This is a genomic window from Mycobacterium sp. BK086 (assembly GCA_004362315.1).
Taxonomy (GTDB): domain Bacteria; phylum Actinomycetota; class Actinomycetes; order Mycobacteriales; family Mycobacteriaceae; genus Mycobacterium.
The window spans coordinates 882,545-905,040 of the sequence record SNWL01000003.1; the positions used below are offsets into that span (position 1 = coordinate 882,545).

19 protein-coding genes are annotated in these 22,496 nt (G+C 68.1%); 6 read left to right on the plus strand and 13 right to left on the minus strand.

Translation table 11 applies throughout. The features are described from left to right. The first annotated feature begins 39 nt into the window (after positions 1-39). Both EV580_RS04275 and EV580_RS04280 read left to right on the plus strand, forming a co-directional pair. Positions 40-1,665, plus strand: coding sequence for a diflavin oxidoreductase (locus EV580_RS04275; RefSeq protein WP_133689865.1), 1,626 nt, complete (start codon positions 40-42; stop codon positions 1,663-1,665). 40 nt (positions 1,666-1,705) lie between these two features. Next, positions 1,706-2,578, plus strand: a complete 873-nt coding sequence (locus EV580_RS04280; RefSeq protein WP_133689866.1) for a D-alanyl-D-alanine carboxypeptidase family protein — start codon at positions 1,706-1,708, stop codon at positions 2,576-2,578. A gap of 9 nt (positions 2,579-2,587) precedes the next feature. Here the strand turns inward: EV580_RS04280 and EV580_RS04285 are convergent, their stop codons facing one another. After that, entirely contained in the window at positions 2,588-3,217 is a 630-nt protein-coding gene (locus EV580_RS04285) for a DUF1942 domain-containing protein (RefSeq protein WP_133689867.1), read from the minus strand. Between the two features lie 201 nt (positions 3,218-3,418). Here EV580_RS04285 and EV580_RS04290 point away from each other — a divergent pair, with 201 nt between their 5' ends. Beyond that, complete coding sequence (locus EV580_RS04290) at positions 3,419-4,261, plus strand: D-alanyl-D-alanine carboxypeptidase family protein (RefSeq protein ID WP_133689868.1); 843 nt, start codon at positions 3,419-3,421, stop codon at positions 4,259-4,261. 64 nt (positions 4,262-4,325) lie between these two features. On the opposite strand, the gene EV580_RS04295 is transcribed toward EV580_RS04290, so the two are convergent. From EV580_RS04295 to ftsY, 6 genes are all read right to left on the minus strand, one after another. After that, the gene (locus EV580_RS04295; protein WP_133689869.1) at positions 4,326-5,396 is read right to left on the minus strand and encodes a metal-dependent hydrolase family protein; all 1,071 of its coding nucleotides are present in this window, start codon (positions 5,394-5,396) and stop codon (positions 4,326-4,328) included. Position 5,397: 1 nt separating this feature from the next. Next, positions 5,398-6,951 carry a signal recognition particle protein gene (gene ffh / locus EV580_RS04300; RefSeq protein WP_133689870.1) on the minus strand — a complete coding sequence of 518 codons (1,554 nt, stop codon included), beginning with the start codon at positions 6,949-6,951 and terminating at the stop codon, positions 5,398-5,400. Between the two features lie 130 nt (positions 6,952-7,081). Further along, positions 7,082-9,565 (minus strand): [protein-PII] uridylyltransferase, encoded by a 2,484-nt coding sequence (locus EV580_RS04305; RefSeq protein ID WP_133689871.1) that lies wholly within the window; start codon positions 9,563-9,565, stop codon positions 7,082-7,084. 74 nt (positions 9,566-9,639) lie between these two features. After that, a complete protein-coding gene (locus EV580_RS04310; protein ID WP_005148837.1) occupies positions 9,640-9,978 on the minus strand; it encodes a P-II family nitrogen regulator in 339 nt (112 codons plus the stop codon). A gap of 5 nt (positions 9,979-9,983) precedes the next feature. Next, complete coding sequence (locus EV580_RS04315) at positions 9,984-11,339, minus strand: ammonium transporter (RefSeq protein WP_166654639.1); 1,356 nt, start codon at positions 11,337-11,339, stop codon at positions 9,984-9,986. Positions 11,340-11,516: 177 nt separating this feature from the next. Further along, positions 11,517-12,824: a signal recognition particle-docking protein FtsY gene (ftsY, locus tag EV580_RS04320; RefSeq protein ID WP_133689872.1), complete on the minus strand. Its 1,308-nt coding sequence runs from the start codon at positions 12,822-12,824 to the stop codon at positions 11,517-11,519. A 60-nt stretch (positions 12,825-12,884) separates the two neighbouring features. Here ftsY and fni point away from each other — a divergent pair, with 60 nt between their 5' ends. Beyond that, the gene (gene fni, locus EV580_RS04325; RefSeq protein WP_133689873.1) at positions 12,885-13,907 is read left to right on the plus strand and encodes a type 2 isopentenyl-diphosphate Delta-isomerase; all 1,023 of its coding nucleotides are present in this window, start codon (positions 12,885-12,887) and stop codon (positions 13,905-13,907) included. Here fni and EV580_RS04330 read toward each other — a convergent pair. Next, positions 13,900-14,241: an STAS domain-containing protein gene (locus EV580_RS04330; RefSeq protein ID WP_183507150.1), complete on the minus strand. Its 342-nt coding sequence runs from the start codon at positions 14,239-14,241 to the stop codon at positions 13,900-13,902. The genes fni and EV580_RS04330 overlap by 8 nt on opposite strands. Before the next feature lie 151 nt (positions 14,242-14,392). On the opposite strand from EV580_RS04330, the gene EV580_RS04335 reads away from it, so the two are divergent. Together EV580_RS04335 and EV580_RS04340 are read left to right on the plus strand one after the other, a co-directional pair. Then, complete coding sequence (locus tag EV580_RS04335; RefSeq protein ID WP_133689875.1) at positions 14,393-15,643, plus strand: PP2C family protein-serine/threonine phosphatase; 1,251 nt, start codon at positions 14,393-14,395, stop codon at positions 15,641-15,643. Then, on the plus strand, positions 15,640-16,629 hold the full coding sequence (locus EV580_RS04340) for a cobalamin B12-binding domain-containing protein (protein ID WP_208114560.1): 990 nt from the start codon (positions 15,640-15,642) through the stop codon (positions 16,627-16,629). The genes EV580_RS04335 and EV580_RS04340 overlap by 4 nt, the downstream gene beginning before the upstream one ends. On the opposite strand, the gene smc is transcribed toward EV580_RS04340, so the two are convergent. Genes smc through rnc form a run of 5 tightly spaced genes read right to left on the minus strand, consistent with a single transcriptional unit; the run spans position 16,626 to position 22,461 of the window. After that, on the minus strand, positions 16,626-20,213 hold the full coding sequence (smc, locus tag EV580_RS04345; protein WP_133689877.1) for a chromosome segregation protein SMC: 3,588 nt from the start codon (positions 20,211-20,213) through the stop codon (positions 16,626-16,628). The genes EV580_RS04340 and smc overlap by 4 nt on opposite strands. An 11-nt stretch (positions 20,214-20,224) precedes the next feature. After that, positions 20,225-20,506, minus strand: coding sequence for an acylphosphatase (locus tag EV580_RS04350; RefSeq protein WP_133689878.1), 282 nt, complete (start codon positions 20,504-20,506; stop codon positions 20,225-20,227). Then, positions 20,493-20,909 (minus strand): OsmC family protein, encoded by a 417-nt coding sequence (locus EV580_RS04355; RefSeq protein WP_133689879.1) that lies wholly within the window; start codon positions 20,907-20,909, stop codon positions 20,493-20,495. Before EV580_RS04355 ends, EV580_RS04350 begins: the two co-directional genes overlap by 14 nt. Before the next feature lie 33 nt (positions 20,910-20,942). Then, entirely contained in the window at positions 20,943-21,809 is an 867-nt protein-coding gene (mutM, locus tag EV580_RS04360) for a DNA-formamidopyrimidine glycosylase (RefSeq protein ID WP_133689880.1), read from the minus strand. Further along, positions 21,802-22,461, minus strand: coding sequence for a ribonuclease III (gene rnc, locus EV580_RS04365; RefSeq protein WP_221218481.1), 660 nt, complete (start codon positions 22,459-22,461; stop codon positions 21,802-21,804). Before rnc ends, mutM begins: the two co-directional genes overlap by 8 nt. Positions 22,462-22,496 lie beyond the last annotated feature (35 nt).

The following is a 22,496-nucleotide window of genomic DNA, read 5'->3' on the forward strand; positions in this document are numbered from 1 at the left end:
GGTAAACCTAACCAAAGTCGACTATCGAGCGGAGGACGAGTGTCGGAGCGCCCCGGATTCTCACTGATCATTGGCTACGCCAGTGACATGGGCACCGCCGAGTACATCGCCATGCAGCTGGCCGACGCCGTCAAGGCCGTCGGCATCGACGTCACCGAGACCGAGCTCAACGACCTCTCACTGGACGAGGTGGCCGCCGCAACACACTTCATCGTGGTGGCGTCGACGTTCGGCGAGGGCGAAGTACCCGACAACGGCAACGTCTTCTGGGAGGAACTGGCGGCCACCGAGACCCGCTTCGACGGCCTCGGTTACGCGGTACTCGCGCTGGGCGACAGTTCCTACGAGCTGTTCTGCAACGCCGGACGGATCTTCGACACCCGGCTGGCCGAACTGGGTGCGCACTCGCTGACCGAACGCGTCGAGTACGACTGCTATCGCGAGGGCGACGCCAAAGCGTGGATCGCCGACATGGCCAAGATGATCGAGGAAGCCAGCACCACCGCGACCGGTCACACCGCGACCGCACCGGTGACGCCGCGGCCGACGACGATCCGCAACACCACCCCGTGGACGGACGCCAATCCGTTCACGGCGACGGCCGCGGTGAACCGGCTGTTGACCGCGACCGAATCGGACAAGGAAGTCCGCCACATCGAACTCGATCTCTCCGATTCCGGGATCACCTACGAGGCAGGCGATTCGGTGGCGGTCCACCCGCTGAACTCCCCCGCCTTGGTCGAGGCGATCCTGGCGAAACTGGGGGTCGACGACACCTACCTCGTCGCCGGTGCCGAAAGGCCGCTGGGCGAGCTGCTCGCCGGCCATCTCGAGATCTGCACTCCGTCGCGGGCATTGCAGGCGCTGGTCGCGGCCCGCACCGAGGACGCTGAGGCAGCGGCCGCGCTGAACTCGTCCGACCCGGCCGTGGTCTCGGCGTGGTTGTACGGCCGCGACGTCCTGGATCTCCTCGAGCTTGCCGACCTGACCGTCGACGAGGTGCTGGAGACGTTGCGGCCCTTGCAGTTTCGGGACTACTCGATCGCGTCCAGTCCGCTGGCGCATCCCGGCCAGCTGCACCTGACGGTCGCGACCGTGCGCTACACCTGCCGCGACCGCGATCGCGGCGGTGTCGCCTCCACCTTCCTGGCCGACCGGGGCCAAGCGGTGCGAATCCACTTGCGCCCCAACCACAATTTCCGGCTGCCCGCCCCCGACGTGCCGATAATCATGATCGGGCCCGGCACCGGCATCGCGCCGTTCCGCGCCTTCCTGCATGAGCGTCACGCCACCGCGGCACCGGGCAAGTCCTGGCTGTTCTTCGGCGATCGTCGTCGCGCCACCAGCTTCCTCTACGGCGACGAGCTGTCGGGATTCGTCGAGTCCGGCGTGCTCACCCACCTGGACCTGGCATTCTCGCGAGAGAGCGACGGGCCCAAGACCTACGTCCAGCACCGGATGAAGGAGAACGCGCCAGAGTTCTTCGCATGGCTGCAGGACGGTGCGCACCTCTATGTGTGCGGCGACGCCGACCGGATGGCCAAGGACGTCGACCGGGCGCTGCACGAGATCGTCGCCGAGGCCGGCGGCATGGACGCGGCGGCCGCGCACTCCTACGTCAACGAGCTGATCAAGGCCCATCGGTACGTCCGCGACGTCTACTGAGCCAGCACCTCTCCGGACCCTCCGGTTAGGCTCAGAGCCCATGCGCAGACTTCTCGCGAGCGCGACCACGGCGCTGCTCCTGCTGACCTCGACCGCAGCCATCGCCAACGCCGACACCGACCAGCCCGCGGGTTCGGTACCCATTCCCGACGGCCCGGCCGCGGCATGGATCATCGCCGACATGGACACCGGCCAGGTGCTGGCGGGCCGCGATATGTACGCCGCCCACCCGCCGGCCAGCACCATCAAGACGCTGCTCGCCCTGACCGTTCTCGACGAACTGCCCGACCTCAACGCCACCGTCGTCGCCAACAACACCGACGCCCTTGTGGAATGCAATTGCGCGGGCGTGCGGCCCGGCCGCACCTACACCGCCCGCCAGCTACTCGACGGGCTGCTGCTGGTGTCGGGCAACGATGCCGCCAACACCCTGGCCGACATGCTCGGTGGCTTCGGCGCCGCGGTCGACAAGATGAACGCCAAGGCCGTCGCGATCGGTGCCACCAACACACACGCGACCACGCCGTCAGGACTGGACGGTCCGGGCGGGCCGGGGTGGACCACCCCGCACGACCTGGCCGCCATTTTCCGTGCCGCCATGGCCAATCCGGTGTTCGCCGAGATCACTGCACAGCCGGTGGCGATGTTCCCCACCGACACCGGTGACAAGCCGTTGGTCAATCAGGACGAACTCCTGGCCCGCTACCCGGGCGCGATCGGCGGCAAGACCGGCTTCACCGATGCCGCCCGCAAGACGTTCGTCGGCGCCGCCGACCGTGACGGCCGCCGCCTGGTTATCGCGATGATGTACGGGCTGATCCACGAGGGCGGCCCGACCTATTGGGATCAGGCCGCCACCCTGCTGGACTGGGGCTTCGCCCAGAACCGCTCGGACAGCGTCGCCGCGCTGTAGTTCGCCGGGTTAGCGGTGTCCGCCGCCTGAATTGAACCCGGGCTGAGCCGCATCACCTTCGGTGATCTGATACGGCGAGGTGGCCAGGTCGTTCGGCGTGGCCACGATCGACGAGTTGCCTTCCGACGGCGCCGGGCCGCCGGCGGCGGCCTGGTCCGGCACGACCTGGAAGTTCTCGTCGGAATCCGGCACGACGACCGGCGCCGCGGTGCCGGGATCACCAGGTACCCAGGCCAGGAGGTCGCGGGTGCCGTCGTTGAAGACGACGCTGTTCGGGATGGGGCCAACGACGTCGAAGTAGAGCTTTCCGGCGTTCGATGCCCCCCAGATCGAGGGGTAGAAGTCGCCGGACTCCGCCCGGGCACCGAAGCGCTCGATGAATATCGGGTAATTGGCACCGAACCCGTCGACCACCAGCTTGGCCGCGTACAACGTGCCGTTGTGTGGCACCGCGTCCGAACTGGGCGCGAGCTTGCCCACGGCATAGCCGATATAGGGCAGGCCATTGGGCCCGTTCAACGTTTCCTGCTGGCCGAACACCTTGATGCTGTCCGCTGCCCAGGCCGGCGCGGCGGTGACGCCGGCAAGGCCCAACGTGACAACGGTGGCGGCCACTCCGGCCATTTTCGCGAATTTCACAGTCTCTCCCCAGCTGATCAGTGCCAACATCCCCGACGCTTGTTCGGACAACTTTACTGTGACTTACCTAACAAAAACCTGCTTTCAGCGGCATCCCCAAGGACAGCGGCGCCGCGACCTAAACCGGTAGTCGCTGATCGCAATGCTTTCGAGATTCGATCGCGTCGTTGCCGAGGTGCTGGCCAAATAGCCTCGGCACCCATGCCGGCCCGCCCCTTCATCGCGCTGCTGAGCATTGCCATGTCCATGGTTCTGGTGGCACCGGCCGCCGCGGCACCCGCGCCCCAGCCGGCCGGAACGGTCGCCGCCCCACCCGACGGCCCCGCCCAGGCCTGGCTGGTCGCCGACCTCGACACCGGACAGATTCTCGGCGGCCGCGAGCCCTATAGCTCCCACGCACCGGCGAGCACCATCAAGGCTCTGCTCGCGATGGTGGTGCTCGACCAGTTGGCGCCGGGCACCGCAGTGCGCGCGACCGACGCCAGCACCCAGGTCGAATGTTCTTGTGTCGGTTTGGTTCCGGGCCAGGTCTACACAGCGCGACAACTCCTCGACGGGCTGCTGCTGGTATCGGGCAACGACGCCGCCAACCTGCTCGCCGACATGCTCGGCGGCTCGCAGGTCGCGGTTCAGAAGATGAACGCCAAGGCCTACCAGCTCACGGCCCGCAGCACCAGGGCCGGATCCCCCTCCGGCTTGGACGGACCCGGCTGGGAATCTGTCACCACGCCACACGATTTGGCGGTGATCTACCGAGAAGCGTTGCGCTACCCGCTGTTCGCCCAGATCGTCCACCAGCCCTCCGCGTTGTTCCCCGGCAAGTCGGGGTTCAAGGAGATCAAGAACCAGGACCATCTGTTGCGCAGTTACCCCGGCTTCATCGGCGGCAAGAGCGGATACACCGACCTGGCACAGGAAACCTACGTCGGCATGGCGCAGCGCAACGGGCGACGGTTGATCGTGGTGCAGATGTACGGCAGCGAGGACCTGTGGGACCAGGCGGGGAAATTGCTCGATTGGGGTTTCAGCCACTACAGCCAGTGATCGTTGAGTCAGAACCGGGAGCGAAGATTTCGTCGAAATCTTCGCTCCCAGTTCTGACTCAACGCTAGTAGACCCGCCCGCGCAGGATCACCACGTCCGGGTTCGACAGCACGTCGGCGCCCCCACGCGGATCTTCGGTGAAGCACACCAGATCCGCCGGGGCGCCGTCGTCGATGACCGGCCGCCCCAGCCACCGTCGGGCGTCCCAGCACGCCGCACCGAGCGCGTCGGTCGGGGTCATCCCGATCCGCGTGAGGGCATCGACCTCGTCGGCGATGCGCCCGTGTGCGATCGTGCTGCCCGCGTCGCTGCCGGCATAGATCGGCACGCCGGCCTCGCGGGCCGCGCCCATCCGCGCATAGCAGCTGTCGTAGAGAGCGCGCATGTGAGCGGCGTAAGTCGGGTATTTCGTTGCGGCGTCGGCGAATCCGGGAAAGTTCTCGATGTTGATCAGGGTGGGCACCAGGGCGGTGCCGTGCTCGACCATCATCGCGATGGTGTCGTCGGTCAGGCCCGTGCCGTGCTCGATGCAGTCGATGCCCGCTCCGATCAGGCCGGGCAGCGCGTCCTCACTGAACACGTGCGCGGTGACCCGAGCGCCCTCGTCGTGCACGGCCGCGATCGCGGCGCGCAGGACATCATCGGACCACAGCGGTGCCAGGTCGCCCACCGACCGATCGATCCAATCGCCCACGAGTTTGACCCAGCCGTCGCCGATCCGGGCCTGCTGCGCCAGCGCCTCGGGCAGCTGCCACTCGTCTTCGAGTTCAATGGCGAAACCGTGCGAGTAGCGCTTGGGGCGCGCCAAATGCTTTCCGGCCCTGATGATCCGGGGCAGATCGTGGTGATCGTCGAGGCTGCGGGTGTCGGTCGGCGAGCCGCAGTCGCGCAGCAGCAGGGCGCCGACCCCGCGCTCCACCTCGGCTTGGGCGATGGCGTCGTCGAGCGGGATCTCGCCGTGGTCCCCCAACCCGACGTGACAGTGCGCGTCGACCAGGCCGGGCAGGATCCAGCCGCCGTCGAACACCGTCTCGGCGTCGGCGACCGGTTCGGCGCGCAGAATTCCATCGACGATCCACCACTCGACGAGCTCGCCGTCGGGCAGTCCACGGCCCCGAACGTGGAGGGCCCGCACGCTAGTTCTTGCCCGGGAACTTCAGCTTGGACAGATCGAAATCCGCCAGGCCCGGCGGCAACTCGTTGAGACCCTGCGGCATTCCGGACAGGTCGGGCATGCCGGCAAGCAACGGATTCTGCTTCGGCGGCGTCGGCCCGCGACCGCCACCCTTCTTCTTGCCCGCCTGCTTGTTCTTGCCCTTGGCCTGCTTCTTCGAGGAGCGACGCCCGAACGGCATGCCCATCGCGCCTGCCATCTGCGACATCATCTTGCGGGCCTCGAAGAACCGGTCGACCAGCTGGTTGACCTCGGACACGTTGACGCCGGAGCCGTTGGCGATGCGTAGGCGCCGCGAGGCATTGATGATCTTCGGGTCGGCCCGCTCCTGCGGGGTCATGCCGCGGATGATCGCCTGCAACCGGTCGAGCTGCTTGTCGTCGACGGTGGCCAGCGCGTCCTTCATCTGGCCGGCGCCGGGCAGCATGCCCAGCAGATTGCCGATCGGGCCCATCTTGCGGATCATCAGCATCTGCTCGAGGAAGTCCTCCAGCGTCAGCTCGCCCGAGCCGATCTTGGCGGCGGCCTCTTCAGCCTTCTGCTGATCGAAGACCTGCTCGGCCTGCTCGATCAGGCTCAGCACATCGCCCATGCCGAGGATGCGGCTGGCCATCCGGTCGGGGTGGAAGACGTCGAAGTCCTCGAGCTTCTCACCGGTCGACGCGAACAGGATCGGCACGCCGGTGACCTCGCGGACCGACAGTGCCGCGCCACCGCGGGCATCGCCGTCGAGCTTGGTCAGCACCACACCGGTGAATCCGACACCCGAGCCGAAGGCCTCGGCGGTGGCCACGGCATCCTGGCCGATCATCGCGTCGAGGACGAACAGGGTCTCGTCGGGGTGCACGGCGTCGCGGATCGCGGCGGCCTGGGCCATCAGCACGTCGTCGATACCGAGACGGCCCGCGGTGTCGACAACGACGACGTCGAAGTGCTTGGCCTGGGCCTCGGCCAGGCCGGCGGCCGCGACGGCGACCGGGTCACCGGGGCCGGCGCCCTGGGTGTCCGCGGCGTCGGGCGCGGTGCCCGGGTGCGGGGCGAAGACATTGACGCCGGCGCGCTCGCCGACGATCTTGAGCTGGTTGACCGCACCGGGACGCTGCAGGTCGCAGGCCACCAGCAGCGGGGTGTGTCCTTGGCCCTTGAGCCACTTGGCGAGCTTGCCGGCCAGCGTCGTCTTACCGGCGCCCTGCAGGCCCGCCAGCATGATCACCGTGGGCGGGTTCTTGGCGAACGCGAGCTGACGGGTCTCGCCGCCGAGGATGCCGATGAGCTCCTCGTTGACGATCTTGACGACCTGCTGGGCGGGGTTCAGCGCGCCGGAGACCTCGGCGCCGCGCGCCCGCTCTTTGATGCGATTGACGAACGTGCGCACGACGGGCAGCGAGACGTCGGCCTCGAGCAGGGCCAGCCGGATCTCACGCGTGGTGGCTTCGATATCGGCGTCGGTCAGCCGGCCCTTGCCACGCAGGCCGGCCAGCGCACCGGTCAACCGGTCGGACAGGGATTCAAACACGGGGCAAGCCTATCTGGCGGAATTCGGCGACGAGATCTACACCATGGTTGCTCGGCGCCACGAATTACGACCATGGTGGCGGTTTCGCGACTCCAACACGTTGTATCCGCATGTGACGTGGTCTGATGCGCTAGCTGGCTTCCTCGGCGGGCTTGGCCGGCGGCGGCGCCGGCAGCACCGCGTAGAGCTCGCTCTCGAGCTGCTTGCGGACGTCGTCGACCGAATTCTGCGGCTGCACCGAGATGCCGAACGCGTCGACCACCGACGAGCCCAGCGTCGTGATCTTGGCCCAGGAGATGTCGGCGGCGGCACGCTCGAACACTCCGGTGAGCAAGGCGAGCAGCCCGGTGCGGTCGGTGGTGCGAATCTCGACGATCAGCTGACCCTCGCCGCTGCCGTCGTGCCACAGGATGCGCGGCGGCGCCGGGACGGCGTTGATCGGCACGGCGGGCTTGTGCTCCCCCACCCGGCCGGTGCCGTACTGCGCGGCCTCGCGGTCGCGCTTCTCCAGTGCGGCGATGACGTCGAGCTCGCCGTCCAGGGCCAGGATGAACTGCTGGCGCAGGAGCTCGGCTGCCGGTGGGGCACCGAAATGGGGTGACACCACGAACGTGTTGATCGCTGAACCCTCGGCACTGTTGACCGACGCCGAATGCACGCGAAGCGAATTCAGCGCGAGCACGCCCGCCGCCTTGGACAGCAGACCGCGCCGGTCGGGCGCGATCATCGCCACGTTGTAGGTGTGAGCGCTCTCCCCCGGCGTCATCTCGACGTGCACACCGCGATCGGCGGCGAGCGAAAGATGGTGCGGGTCAATCGGATCCGCCTGCGGAAGTGGCTCACCGGCCAGCACCAGCCGGCACCGACGGACCAGATCGCCGATGAGCGACGACTTCCAGTCACCCCACACCCCGGGCCCGGTGGCCAGCGAATCCGCCTCGGCCAGCGCATCCAGCAACTCGAGCAGCACCGGGTCACCGCCGAGCGCGTCGACGACGCGGGCGATGGTCTTCGGATCCTGCAGATCGCGGCGGGTCGCGGTGTCGGGCAACAGCAGGTGATAGCGCACGATCGCCGACAGCAGGTCGATATCCGACGGCCACAACCCCAGCCGCGTGCCGACCTGAACAGCCAGCTCCGCACCGATCACACTGTGGTCGCCGCCGCGGCCCTTGCCGATATCGTGCAGCAGAGCGCCGAGCACCAGCAGGTCCGGTCGCGATACCCGCGTGGTGAATGCGCTTGCCCGCGAGACGGTTTCGACGAGATGACGGTCGACGGTCCAGATGTGCACGACGTCGCGGGGTGGGAGGTCGCGCACGGCTCCCCACTCGGGGAACAGTCGGCCCCACAATCCCGTGCGGTCCAGCGCCTCGACGGTGGCCACCGTCGTCGGCCCGGCGGCCAGCAGCACCAGCAGGTCCTTGAGCGCGTCACGGGGCCACGGCGCGCGCAGTTCGGGGGCCGAGGCCGCCAGCCGGCTCAGCGTGGAACCCGAGATCGGCAGCCCGGTGGTCGCCGAGGCCGCCGCGACCCGCAGGATCAGGCCCGGGTCGCGCTCCGGACGGGCGTCGCGGGCCAGGATCACCTCGCCAGCGAACTCCACCACACCTTCGTCCAGCGGGCGCCGGGTCGGACGGCGCAGCACCGAAAGTCCGCGCTTGGGAAGGGCATTGGCCGCGGTGCGCAGCCCGGCGTCCACGTAGTAGCTGATCGTGCGCGCCCCGTCGGAGAGCACTCGGGCCAGGTCGAACCGGTCACCGATACGCAACGACGCACCGATCTCGTCGGCGAACTGCGCCAGCAGATGGTCACGGTGCCGTTTGGACACCCGATGCAGTTCGGTGCGCACGTTCAGCAGCGCCAGATGCGCCCCACCGAGGGACCCGGTCGGCGAAGCGAGTGAGCTGCTCGGGTACACATCGGCCAGCTGGGCGATCGCCAGCGCATTGAGCAGCTGGACATCCCGCAGGCCGCCGCGGCCGCATTTCAGGTCGGGTTCGGCGCGATGGGCGATCTGCCCGCTGCGCTGCCAGCGGTCCTTCGTATGGTCGACGAGCTCGTCGAAGCGGGAGGCGATCCCGGTACGCCACTGGCGCCGGGCCCCGCCGATCAGCAGCTGGGAAAGTTCGGAATCGCCCGCGATGTGCCGCACCTCCAGCATCGCCAGCCCCGCCGAGATGTCCTCGCTGGCCACGGTGAGCGCCTCGGGCACCGTGCGGACACTGTGATCGAGGCGAATGTTGGCGTCCCACAACGGGTACCAGAGCAGCTCGGCCACCTGGGTGACGATGTCGGCGGGCATGTTGTCGTGCAGCAGCATGAGGTCGAGATCGGAATACGGCACGAACTCGCGGCGACCCAGCCCGCCGGTGGCGACGATCGCGAATCCACTGGTCGGGGTGATGCCGATCTCGGTTGCCTTGGTGGACAACCAGAATTCGTGCAGGTCCTGCAGTGCGTCGCGAAGCGCGGCCGAATCCAGTTGGCGCTGACCGCCTTCCAGCAACTGCTGGCAGGCCTTCGCCAGATCCTTCGCGGGCTTTGACGAGCCCGCCGCCGGTGCCTCCCATCGGGAAGCGCCGGCGGCGGAATCTCTTGATTGCTTTGTCATCTCAGTCCTCCCACGGCCGACCCCCAACTAACGATCATTCGGTGTGGCCGCACGAGAACGTCACATCGGATGCGTCAGAGAGCGTCGGACCCCCGCTCGCCCGTGCGGACCCGAACAACGGTCTCCACGGGGCTGACCCACACCTTGCCGTCACCGATCTTTCCGGTGCGGGCGGCCTGCACGATGACATCCACGACCTTGTCGACGGCAGAGTCATCGACCACGACCTCCACGCGGACCTTGGGCACGAAGTCGACGGAGTACTCCGCGCCTCGATACACCTCAGTGTGGCCCTTCTGGCGTCCGTATCCCTGCACCTCGCTGACGGTCATCCCGAGGATACCCGTCTGCTCGAGGCCGGTCTTGACGTCTTCCAGCGTGAACGGCTTGACGATCGCAGTGATCAGTTTCATGTCCCTCATTCCTCCGCGCCGTGTTTACCGAGAACCGAGCCAGTGCCGGCGGTGGCGAAGTCGTACGCGGTCTCCGCGTGCTCGGCTTCGTCGATGCCGGATGCCTCTTCCTCGCGATCAAGCCGCAGTCCGATGGTGTACTTGACGATCAAGGCCAAGATAGCCGTACCGACAGCGGAGTACCCCAGAACCGCGAAGGCACCGATGGCCTGCTTGATCAGCTGATCCGCGCCGCCGCCGTAGAACAGGCCGGAGACCGCTGCCGGCGCCTCCGAGGTGGCGACCAGGCCGACCATCAGGGTGCCGAACAGACCACCGACAAGGTGCACACCGACCACGTCGAGCGAGTCGTCGAAGCCCAGCTTGTACTTCAGTCCGACCGCGAGAGCACAGACGATACCTGCGCCCGCGCCGATCGCCAGCGCGCCAACCACATTCACCGACGAGCAGGACGGGGTGATCGCGACCAGGCCGGCCACGATGCCCGATGCCGCACCCAGGGTGGTGGCGTGACCGTCGCGAATGCGCTCAGTGAGCAGCCAGCCCAGCATCGCCGCACCGGTGGCGACAGTGGTGGTGATGAAGGTGACACCGGCAATTCCGTTGGAGCCCACCGCAGAACCGGCGTTGAAGCCGTACCAGCCGAACCACAGCAGACCGGCGCCGAGCATCACGAACGGCAGGTTGTGCGGCCGCATCGGGGTGCCGGGCCAGCCGAGGCGCTTGCCGAGGATGATCGCGAGCACCAGGCCCGCGGTACCGGAGTTGATGTGCACCGCGGTTCCACCGGCGAAGTCGATTGCCTTGAGCTTGTTGGCAATCCAGCCGCCCGTCTCACCGGTGACACCGTCGAAGGCGAACACCCAGTGGGCAACCGGGAAGTAGACGAACGTGGCCCACAGGCCGGCGAACACCAGCCAGCCACCGAACTTCAGGCGGTCGGCGACCGCACCGGAGATCAGGGCGACGGTGATGATCGCGAACATCAGCTGGAATGCGACGAAGACGACCTGCGGAATGGTTCCGGCCAGCGGGATCGAGACGGCCGCGTCCTCCGGCTTGAGCTGCAGGTAGGTGCCACCGATCAGCCCCTTGAGGCCGAAGTACTGACTGGGATCGCCGAACAAGTTGAACTTGTCATTGCCGAACGCCAGTGAGTAGCCGTACAGCACCCACAGCACCGTCACGACGCCCATGGCACTGACGCTCATCATGATCATGTTGAGCACGCCCTTGGCACGCACCATGCCGCCGTAGAAAAAGGCCAGGCCCGGCGTCATCAGCAGCACGAGCGCGGAGCTCGCAAGCATCCATGCTGTGTCGCCGGTGTCCGGCACACCCATTACGGGAAATCCATCCACTCGCAGTTTCTCCTTCACCCATGCCACGGTTAGGCACCGTTGACCTAGGGCAAGACAATGCGCAGTGGTTGTTTCAGCTAAGACGCTTAGGTGTTTCGCGCGTGTGAACGGATAGGCAGTCTTCGTTTCGCCGGTGTTACATCCCGCAATTCGCCCCGCTCAGAAGGGATTTGCAGGCTATCCCAACAGCGCGTCGACGAACGCCGCCGCCTCGAACGGCGCCAGATCGTCGGGTCCCTCGCCCAGACCGACCAGCTTCACCGGCACGCCCAGTTCCTGCTGTACGCGGAAGACGATGCCGCCCTTGGCCGTGCCGTCGAGCTTGGTGAGCACGACCCCGGTGATGTCGACGACGTCAGCGAAGACTCGAGCTTGTGCCAGACCGTTCTGGCCGATCGTCGCGTCCAGAACGAGCAGCACCTCGTCGACCGCGGCCCGCTTTTCCACCACGCGCTTGACCTTGCCGAGTTCGTCCATCAGGCCGGTCTTGGTGTGCAGCCGTCCGGCCGTGTCGATCACGACGACGTCGGCGCCGGCTTCGATGCCCTTGTCCACCGAATCGAAGGCCACCGAGGCCGGGTCGGCACCCTCGGCGCCGCGAACCACCTCGGCACCGACTCGCGACGCCCAGCTCTGCAGCTGGTCGGCGGCGGCGGCCCGGAAGGTGTCGGCCGCACCGAGCACGACCCGGCGACCGTCGGCCACCAAGACTCGGGCCAGCTTGCCCACGGTGGTGGTCTTTCCGGTGCCGTTGACCCCCACGACCAGCAGCACCGACGGCTTGTCGGCGTGCGGCAGCGCCTTGATCGAGCGGTCCAGCCCGGGGTTCAGCTCGGTGATCAGCACGTCGCGCAGCACCGCGCGGGCGTCGGCCTCGGTGCGCACGGTCGCGCTGGCCAGCCGGCTGCGTAGTTGCTCGATCACCGAGGCGGTGACCACGGGTCCGAGATCGGCGATCAGCAGCGTGTCCTCGACCTCCTCCCAGGAGGCCTCGTCCAGGTCGCCACCGCCGAGCAGACCGAGCATGCTGCGGCCGAGCGCGTTCTGCGATTTGGCCAGCCGCCCGCGCAGGCGCTCGAGGCGGCCTTCGGCCGGGGCGATGGCCTCGATCGCGGGGGCTGCCGGAGGCGCCACCGGAGCTTCGGGTTCGACCGGAGGAACTTCCGGGGTGACCTCGGTAACAGGCTCGTCGACCACCGGCGGCTCGGGCAGCGCCACATCGGCGATCGGGCGTTTGACCGAATCGCGCGGCAGCGCGGCGTCGTCACCCACGCCCGGCAAGCCGGTGGTGTCCACCGTCGGCGTCTGGCTGAACGAAATGCCTGTCGACGCGGTGTATCCACCGGATCGGTCAATCGGTGTGGGACCCTCTGAGCTGGGGCGCAGACTGATCTGACGCCGCCGGAACCGCACCAGACCGACGACGAGTGCAGCGATGACCAGGACGGCGATGACCGCGATAGCGATCCAGAGACCCTCTGACACCGTGCCATTGTTTCAGGGCGCGCAGTGGGCCTGCGCCACCCCTGGGGGTATGCGGTGAGCATGGACCGCCCCTCAATGGCCAGCCGGAAGCTGCGCCACATCGACGCCTGCTTGCACGGGCCTGTCTCCTACGAGACTGTGACCACCGGCTTCGAGCGTTACCGGCTGCCGTACAACGCGCTGACCCAGACCAGTCTCGACGCCGTCGACGTGGGCACTTCCTTCCTTGGCCGCGGGTTGCGCGCGCCGGTTCTCATCGGGGCGATGACCGGCGGTGCCGAGCTGTCTCGCACGATCAACCGCAACCTGGCCGAAGCCGCCCAGAAGCTTGGGATCGGCATGATGCTCGGTTCGCAGCGCATCATGCTCGACGACGACCTGGCTGCGACCAGCTTCGAAGTCCGTGAGCTGGCACCCGACGTCCTCCTCATCGGCAATATCGGCCTGGCTCAGCTTTCCGACGCTCTGATACCCAAACTGGCTGCCGCACTGGATCGGATCGGTGCGGACGCACTGGCGGTACACACCAACCCCCTGCAGGAGGCGATGCAGGAAAACGGCGACACCGACTTCAGCGGCTCACTGCGGCGGTTGCACACACTGGCCGAGGAACTCCCCTACCCGGTGCTGGTCAAGGAGGTCGGCCACGGTATCGGGGCGGCAGCCGCCGAACGGCTGCGCGGCCTGCCGATCGCCGCGGTCGACGTCGCCGGTGCGGGCGGGACGTCGTGGGCGCGGGTCGAGCAACTGGTGCGCGATGGCGAGGTGCGCGACCCGGCGATCGCCGAATGGGGTGTCCCGACCGCACAGGCGCTGACCGAGGTCCGTGCGACGCTGCCGGGTATGCCGCTGGTGGCCTCCGGCGGCATCCGCACCGGCCTGGACGCCGCCAAAGCGGTGATGATGGGCGCCGACGTGGTGGCACTGGCCCGCCCGCTGCTGGCCCCGGCCATCGAGTCGCCTGCCGCGGCGCTGGACACACTGCACCGGTTCATCGAGGAGCTGCGGGTCTGCCTGCACGGCTGCGGCGTCCCCGACCTGACCGCGCTGCGCGATCTCGGCGCTCCGCTGCGAATCAGCTGACTTTGTCGACGGCGTCCTGCAGGGTGGCGACGACGTCGAACACCTCTGTCAGCCCGACGAGCGCGAGCGGCCGACTGGTGCTGCGGCCCTCGGCAACCACCGCGAATCCGATGTCCGGCGTTGCTGTGGCGTGGACGTTGACCAGCACCTGCATTCCGGCCGAACTGAGGAAATCCACCTCGGTCAGATCGACGATCAGCGCGGTCGGCCCGTCGTTGAGCGTGTCGGTGAGAAGTTGCTCCAGACGCGGCGATGTCAGCAGGTCCAGGGCGCCCGACGCGGCGACCACGGCTGTTCTTCCCAGCCAATATTGACGGGGATCGTGTGCGTCCAAGGCCATCCTTGCGCGTCCGGTGCCCGGCCGACGGGCGACTGCTGATTTGGTGAGGCTGCTGCTGAACCCGTTGCCACGTTAGCTCGCGGCCGTCGCCACGATGGCCAGAAGGCCTGCAAGTGGCGTTCGGTTGACGCTAGCGTGGAGCACGATGGCAAACGAATCGATCCCCGACGCCCCGCCGCGAGACGATGACGTCGAGTTTGCGCTCAACGGGTCGCTGAATCTGCGGCGGACTGTCCTGAAACTGCTCACCACCGTGCGGCCCGCGCTCGCGGATTGGGCCGTGGTCGCCATGCCCGATCACCGAACCGGCGGTCTGGCGCTCTACGGCGGAGCCAATGTCGGTTTCTCCGCGGTCATTTCGCGATCGTCGGTCACCGAGCGCGGCTTGGACCAGGTGCTGCGCACCGGCCAGCGCGTCCACCGTCTCATCGGTACGGACGAATCGGCCGCCGACATCTCCGGACGGCTGCGGCATGCCGGCCTGGCCACCGAACTCGCCGGACTGCGCCCGGTCGACGTCTTGGTGTTGCCGCTGATAGCGCGCGGCACGACGACGGGGGTTCTCGTATTGGCCCGCACTGCCGGGCGGCACTTCGACGACGACAGCATCACCGAAGCGGAACGGATGGCGGCGACGGCCGCGGTCGCCCTCGACTCCGCCCGAAGCTATGAGGAGCGCGGCCAATTGGCCGCGGTGCTACAGCGCACCCTGCGCCCACCAAAACTCCCCCAGCTCAGCGGCTTTCGGGTCGCCGCGCGGTACCGTCCCGCCGTCGAACACCTCGAAGTCGGGGGCGATTTCTACGACGTCATCGGCACCGACGACGACTTGCTCGCCACGTTGGGCGATGTGTGCGGCAAGGGCGTGGACTCCGCCGCCCTCACTCTGCAAGCCCGCCAAACCGTCCGTACCGCAGCCCATTTCGACCGCAGACCCGCGTCCGTGCTCGATGCGCTGAACTCGGTGCTGTGCGAGCAGAGGGCGAGCGGCTTCGTCACCGCACTGTGCGCCCGGGTCCGCAGCGCGCCTGACGGAGCCGAGGCGGATATCGCCGCCGCCGGGCACCCGGCACCGATCCTCATTCGGGCCGACGGCAATGTCGAGCAGGTGGAGGTCGCCGGAATCGCAACAGGGGTGAAACCCGGTGTGGTGTACCGGCCCGCAACCGTGCGACTGCAGCAGGGCGACACCATGCTGATGTTCACCGACGGTGTCGAGGAGGCCCGCCGCGATGAGCGTTTCTATGGCGTACCAAGGCTATTGGGTATCCTTCCTGCCTATGCCGGCGCCGGCGGAGATGTGATCTGCGAGGCGGTCGAGCGCGACGTCCTTGAGTACCTCGACGGCGACCCGCACGACGACATCGCCCTGCTGGCGGTCACATGCGAGAGATGAGCTCGGCCTCTGACTATCGAAAAGCGTTGGCGGCCAGGGACCGTGCGCAGGCAACGGGAATCGTCACACAGCTGGTCACCGACGGCGCCGACCCGATAACGGTTCTGACCGAGGTGATCGCCGCATCTCAGCGCGACGTCGGAATGCGTTGGCAGCGAGGCGAATGGACGGTTGCCGACGAGCACGCCTGCACGGCGATCTCGGTCGCCGCCACCCAGGCCGTCGCCGACTTGGTCGCGCAACGCCCGCTGCGGGGCAGCTCGGTTGTGGTGGCCTGCGCTGAGCGCGAATGGCATGAGCTGCCTGCCAAGATCATCGGCTGCGCCTTACGCGCCCACGGGTGGGACACCACCGTGCTGGGCGCGGCCACGTCGCCACTGCGGCTCAGTCAGCATGTCTCAGATCACGGGCCCGACGCGGTGGCGATCAGCTGTTCGGTGCTGGGCGCACTGCCGACCACCCGCCGTTTCATCGAGGCGGCCACCGCGGCCGGTGTGCCGACGCTTGTCGGCGGTCCGGCATTCGGCTACGACGACGAGCGGGCCCGCGCGCTCGGTGCAACGGCCTGGGCACCCGACGCACGTTCCGCGGTCGCGACCATGGAGTCATTGCCCGCGGTGGTCAGCGTGCTGCCGGAGCGGCCGGCTGCGGCCATCACCGAGCAAGCCCTGCTCGACCTCCATCACCGTCGGATTGTCGAATCATTGCGTCAGCGTTGGTCATTGACCCGCGAGCCCAACCCGAGCGCGGCCTTCGCCGACCTCGCGACAGACACCCTGAGTCAAGCGCTGCATGCAGTATCGGCAACGCTGCTCACCGGGGACAGCCGCCCGATCTCGGAGACTGCGTACTGGATCGTCGATGTGTTGGCCGCCCGCGACGTCGGTCCCACGGTGGTGGCCGAATTGAGTGGGCTGTTGGCCGCCGAGCTCGGCGAATTCCCGCTGGCGCGCGAACTCGTCGCGCAACACTTCGCCGCCGGTTAGTTGGCGGCCGACACCAGCTCTTCGCCACGCATCCGCTGCGAGATGACCGTGGTGATGCCGTCGCCCTGCATCGTGACGCCATAGAGCGCGTCGGCGATCTCCATCGTCGGCTTCTGGTGGGTGATGACGATCAGCTGTGACTGCGCCCGCAGCTGCTCGAACAATCCGATGAGCCGGCGCAGGTTCACGTCGTCGAGCGCGGCCTCGACCTCGTCCATGACGTAGAACGGTGACGGGCGGGCCCGGAAGATGGCAACCAGCATCGCGACCGCCGTCAGCGACTTCTCACCACCGGAGAGCAGCGAGAGCCGCTTGACCTTCTTGCCCGGCGGGCGGGCCTCCACCTCGACGCCGGTGGTCAGCAGATCATTGGGGTCGGTCAGCAGCAGCCGGCCCTCGCCGCCGGGGAACAACGCCGAGAACACCTGCTCGAACTCGCGCTCGACGTCGGCGTAGGCCTCGGCGAACACCTGCAGGATCCGGGCGTCGACGTCGGCGATCACGTCCAGCAGATCCTTGCGGGCTGCCTTGACGTCCTCGAGCTGGGTGGCCAGAAAGTTGTAGCGTTCCTCCAGCGCCGCAAACTCCTCCAGCGCAAGGGGATTCACCCGGCCCAGTTCGGCCAGCTCACGTTCGGCCCGCTTGGCGCGGCGCTCCTGGGTCGGCCGGTCGAACACCATCGGCGCGGGCGCGGTCACCTGTTCGCCGCGCTCCTTGGCCTGCTCGTATTCGGCCATTTCCAGATCCGACGGAGGCAGCGAGATGTCGGGTCCGTATTCGGCGATCAGATCGTCTGCGGCCATACCGAACTGCTCGAGCACCATCTGCTCGAGCTGTTCGATGCGCATGGCGGCCTGAGCCTTGGCGACCTCGTCGCGGTGCAGTGAATCGGTCAGCGCGGTGATGCGACTGTTCAGCGCGGTCACCTCTTCGCGGGCCGCCGCCATGGCGGTGGCCCGCTCCTGGCGTTCGGCCGCCAGACCGTCGCGGCGGCGGGACGCCGCCGCGACCACGCCCGACAGGCGGTCGGCGACGCGGCGGCCGGAATCGGCCACCGCGGCGGCGACCGCCGCCGCGTGCTCGCGGGCGGCCCGGGCGCGCTGAGCGCGGATCCGCGCCTCCCGCTCGGCCGCCGCGGCGCGGCGTAGCGAATCCGCTCGCCCGCGAACAGCATTCGCGCGTTCTTCGGCGGTGCGTACCGCAAGCCGGACCTCGACCTCGACAGCCCTGGCCTCCTCGGCGGCCGCCTGCATGTACTGCCGGTCCACCGGCTCGTCGTCGATGATCGTCTGGTCGTCTTGCGCTGCAGCCAAACGGTTTTCGAGTGCCGTGAGCTCTTCGACCGTCTGTAGCCTGTTGGCCTCGAGCTCGCCGCGCTGGGCCAGCTGCCTGCGCCACTCCTCCTCGGCGGCCCTGGCTTCCTGCCCGAGCCGCCCGAGCTGTTCGTAGATCGCCGAGATCGCGGCGTCGGATTCGTTGAGCGCGGCCAACGCCTGCTCGGCGGCGTCCTGGCGATCGCCCTGCTCACTGAGCGCGCCGGTCAATGCCGCCGACAGTTCGGCGACCTGCGTCTCGGACGCAGCGAGTTCGGTTCTGGCCTTGTCGATTTCGCCGGCGATCTCCAGAGTGCTCGGCTTGCGGTCAGACCCGCCACTCACCCAGCCGGCGCCGACCAGATCGCCGTCGAGCGTCACCGCGCGCAGCGTCGGCCGTGCGGCGACCAGGTCGAGCGCGGCCCCCAGATCCTGGACGACAGCGACATCGGACAGCATCGCGGTCATCGCGCCCTGCAGGCGCCCCGGCGCTTCGATCAGATCCAGCGCCCAGGACACACCGTCGGGCAGCGACCCGAACTGTCGCGCGGTTATCGGCCAGTCGCCCAACACGATTGCGGCCCGGCCACCGTCGGCTTCCTTCAGTGCCCGCACCGCGGACCGGGCGGCGTCAGAGTTGTCAGCGGCCACCGCGTCGGCAGCGGCGCCCAGCACCGTCGCCAGCGCCACCTCGTAACCCGACCGCACCTTGACCAGTTTGGCAATCGTTCCGAAAAGTCCTGCGCCGCCACGGTTCTCGGTCAGCCAGGCCGAGCCGTCCTTGCGCTCCAAGCCGACCGCCAGCGCGTCGATGCGGGCCCGCAGCGAGGCCACCTGCCGCTCGGCGGCGCGTTCGGCGGACTGCAGTTCGGCCACCCGCTCGTCGACCAGTCGCAGTGCGGTGATCGTGCGGTCGTGATGCTCGTCGAGCCCGACCTCGCCCTGATCGAGCTCACCGACCCGGCCCTGCACAGTCTCGAACTCGGCCCGGGCGTGCTGGGTACGGGCGCCGGCCTCCTCGATCGCGTTGGTCAGCCGCGCCACTCCGTCGTCGATCGATTCCACGCGGGCGCGCAACGTATCCACCTGGCCGGCCAACCGAGCCAGGCCCTCGCGACGGTCGGCTTCGGCGCGCACGGCCGCCATGTGGGCCCGTTCGGCCTCGGTGGCCGCGCGTTCGCGTTCGCCGAGCTCGGCCCTGGCGACCTCGAGCCGGGACTGGGCCTCGGACAGCTCGAAAAGCAGCTCCTGCTCGCGGGCGGCGACCTCGTCGGCCTCGGCCTCCAGGGCGTCTGGGTCGGGTCCGGTGCTCGCGGTGGGTTCGGCGTCCAGATATTGGGCCCGCTCACTGGCGATCCGCACGGTGGCGCTGACCCGTTCGGCCAGCGCGGAGAGCCGGAACCAGGCCTGCTGGGCGGCGTCGGTGCGTTCGGACAGCGTCGCGACCGCGGCCTCGTGGGCGGTGAGCGCCTCGCTGGCCACCTCGAGGCGGGTCGTCGCGTCGTCGTGCTCCCGGCGCAGCGTCGTCTCGGTGTTGTCGGCGCCGGCGAACTCGGCGCGGCGGGTCACCAGGTCGTCGGCGGCCAGTCGCAGCCGGGCGTCACGCAGGTCGGCCTGGATCGTCTGGGCGCGCCGGGCCATCTCGGCCTGGCGGCCCAACGGCTTGAGCTGGCGACGCAGCTCGGTGGTCAGGTCGGTGAGCCGGGCCAGGTTGGCCGACATCGACTCGAGCTTGCGGACCGCTTTTTCCTTGCGCTTGCGGTGCTTGAGCACGCCGGCGGCTTCTTCGATGAACGCCCGGCGGTCTTCGGGCCGCGACTCGAGAATCTGCGACAACCGGCCCTGGCCGACGATGACGTGCATTTCGCGCCCGATACCGGAGTCGCTCAGCAACTCTTGAACGTCCATCAGCCGGCAGCTGCTGCCGTTGATCTCGTACTCACCCGCACCGTCGCGGAACATCCGCCGGGTGATCGACACCTCGGAGTATTCGATGGGCAGCAGGTTGTCGGAGTTGTCGATGGTCAGCGTCACCTCGGCGCGCCCGAGCGGCGCCCGCGACGAGGTGCCCGCGAAGATGACGTCTTCCATCTTGCCGCCGCGCAGCGTCTTGGCGCCCTGCTCGCCCATCACCCAGGCCAGCGCATCGACGACATTGGACTTACCCGAGCCGTTGGGACCGACCACGCAGGTGATGCCCGGCTCGAAGCGCAGAGTCGTCGGCGAAGCGAAGGACTTGAAGCCCTTCAGCGTCAGACTCTTGAGGTACACGGCGTGCCAGACTACCGCTCGGAAAAGCCGCTGATGGGTTCGCCGCGCGGTGACCAGTCGACGACAACGTTGTCGACGTGCCCAGGAGTTTTCTCACTACGTAGCAGCTGTAACAGCTGTTCACATGCGTCACGCGGACCCTGTGCCACGACGAGCACCCGGCCGTCGGCCTGATTGCTCGCATAGCCGGTCAAGCCCAGCTCCAGCGCCCGCGAGCGGGTCCACCAGCGGAAGCCGACGCCCTGGACGTGGCCATGCACCCAGGCGGTCAGCCGGGTTTCAGACTCGGCCAACGTCGGTCACCTCGAATCGGACCTCGGTGCCGGACTTCAGCGTGCGCCCGACGGTGCAGACCTGGTCGATCGCGCGGCTGACCACCACGACCAGGCGCTCGACCTCTTCGGCGGACAGCCCGGACAGGTCGATCTCCAGCTTCTCCTCCAGCAGCGGGTAGCGCTCCTGCTCGCGGTCGGCCGGCCCCGAGACTTTGATCTGCGCCTGGTAGTCATCACCGAGGCGGCGACGCAGGGGCTGATCGCTGCTCAAGCCGCTGCAGCCGGCCAGTGCGATCTTGAGCAGCTCACCGGGGGTGAAGACGCCCTCGTCGGTCTCCGAGCCGATCAGCACCTCCGCGCCGCGGCTGCTGCGCCCGGTGTAGCGCCGCACGCCGGTGCGTTCCACCCACAGATCAGTCATGTTGTCGTCCACTCCTTGGTAGTCGCGCTGCCGTCAACCCCGGGGGCGCGGCTTGGCCGGATTTCGTTGACACTGCGGGCAGTAGAACGACGAGCGGTTCATGAATTTCTCCCGCCGGATCGCCGTCCCGCAGCGCGGGCAGGGCAGGTCTTCGCGGCCGTAGACGTTCAGCGACCGGTCGAAGTAGCCCGACTGGCCGTTGACGTTCACATACAGCGAGTCGAACGAGGTGCCGCCCTGGCCCAGCGCCTCGCGCATCACCTCGGTGGCCGCGTCCAGCAGCTCGCCGAGCTGGCGGCGAGTCAGGTTGGCGGCCAACCGCGCGCCGTTGATCTTGGCCCGCCACAGCGACTCGTCGGCGTAGATGTTGCCGACACCGGACACCACAGTCTGATCCAGCAGCTGCCGTTTGATCTCAGAATGCTTGCGGCGCAATACCGTAACGACGGCATCGCGATCGAACAACGGATCCAGCGGATCACGGGCGATATGAGCCACCGGCTCGGGAACACGGCTGCCGTCGACGTCGACCAGGTCGGCCAGCTGCCACCCGCCGAAGGTGCGCTGGTCCACGAAACTCAGCGTGGTGCCGTCGTCGAGAAGCGTCGCGATCCGCAGATGGTTGGTGTTGGGCACCTCACCGAGCAGCATCTGCCCGCTCATACCCAGATGCACCACCAATGCCGTCTCTCCGTCAGAAAGATTGAGCCACAAGTACTTTCCGCGACGATCGGTGCCGGTGATCTCGGCGTCGAGCAGCCGTGCGGTCAGGTCGGCGGCGCCGGCCTCATGTCGGCGCACCGCCCGCGGATGGTGCACCCGCACCGCGGTGATCGTCTTGCCGGCCACATGGGCTTGCAGGCCGCGCCGGACGACCTCGACTTCCGGCAGTTCAGGCATCCGGTGAGTTGTCCGTGATGGCCTGCCAGGCCTGCGCCGCGGCCTTCTGCTCGGCTTCCTTCTTGGAGCGGCCCACACCGGTGCCGTACTCCGACTCCCCCACCACGACGGTCGCGGTGAACTGCTTGTCGTGGTCGGGCCCCGTCGAGGTCACGACGTAGGTTGGCGGCCCCAAACCCTTTGACGCACAGAGCTCTTGAAGGCTGGTCTTCCAGTCCAGACCGGCGCCCAGCGTCGGTGCGGTGTCCAGTAGATTGCCGAAGAGCCGCAGGATCACCTTGCGTGCGGTATCGATACCGTGCTGCAGGTAGACCGCACCCAGCAGCGACTCCATGCCGTCGGCCAGGATCGAGGATTTGTCGGCGCCGCCGGTGTTGACCTCACCGCGGCCCAGCAGCAGATGCGCCCCCAGCCCCTCATCGGTGAGGCCCCGGCCCACGTCGGCCAGCGCCTGGGTGTTGACGATGCTGGCACGCAGCTTGGCCAGGTCGCCCTCGGATCGATCCGGGTGGCGGTGGAACAGTTCATCGGTGACCGTCAGGCCCAGCACCGCGTCGCCGAGGAACTCCAGGCGCTCATTGGTGGGCAGCCCGCCGTGCTCGTAGGCGTAACTGCGGTGCGTGAGCGCAAGCGTCAGCAACTCGTCGGACATGTCGACACCCAAGGCGTCCAGCAGATTCTCGCGTC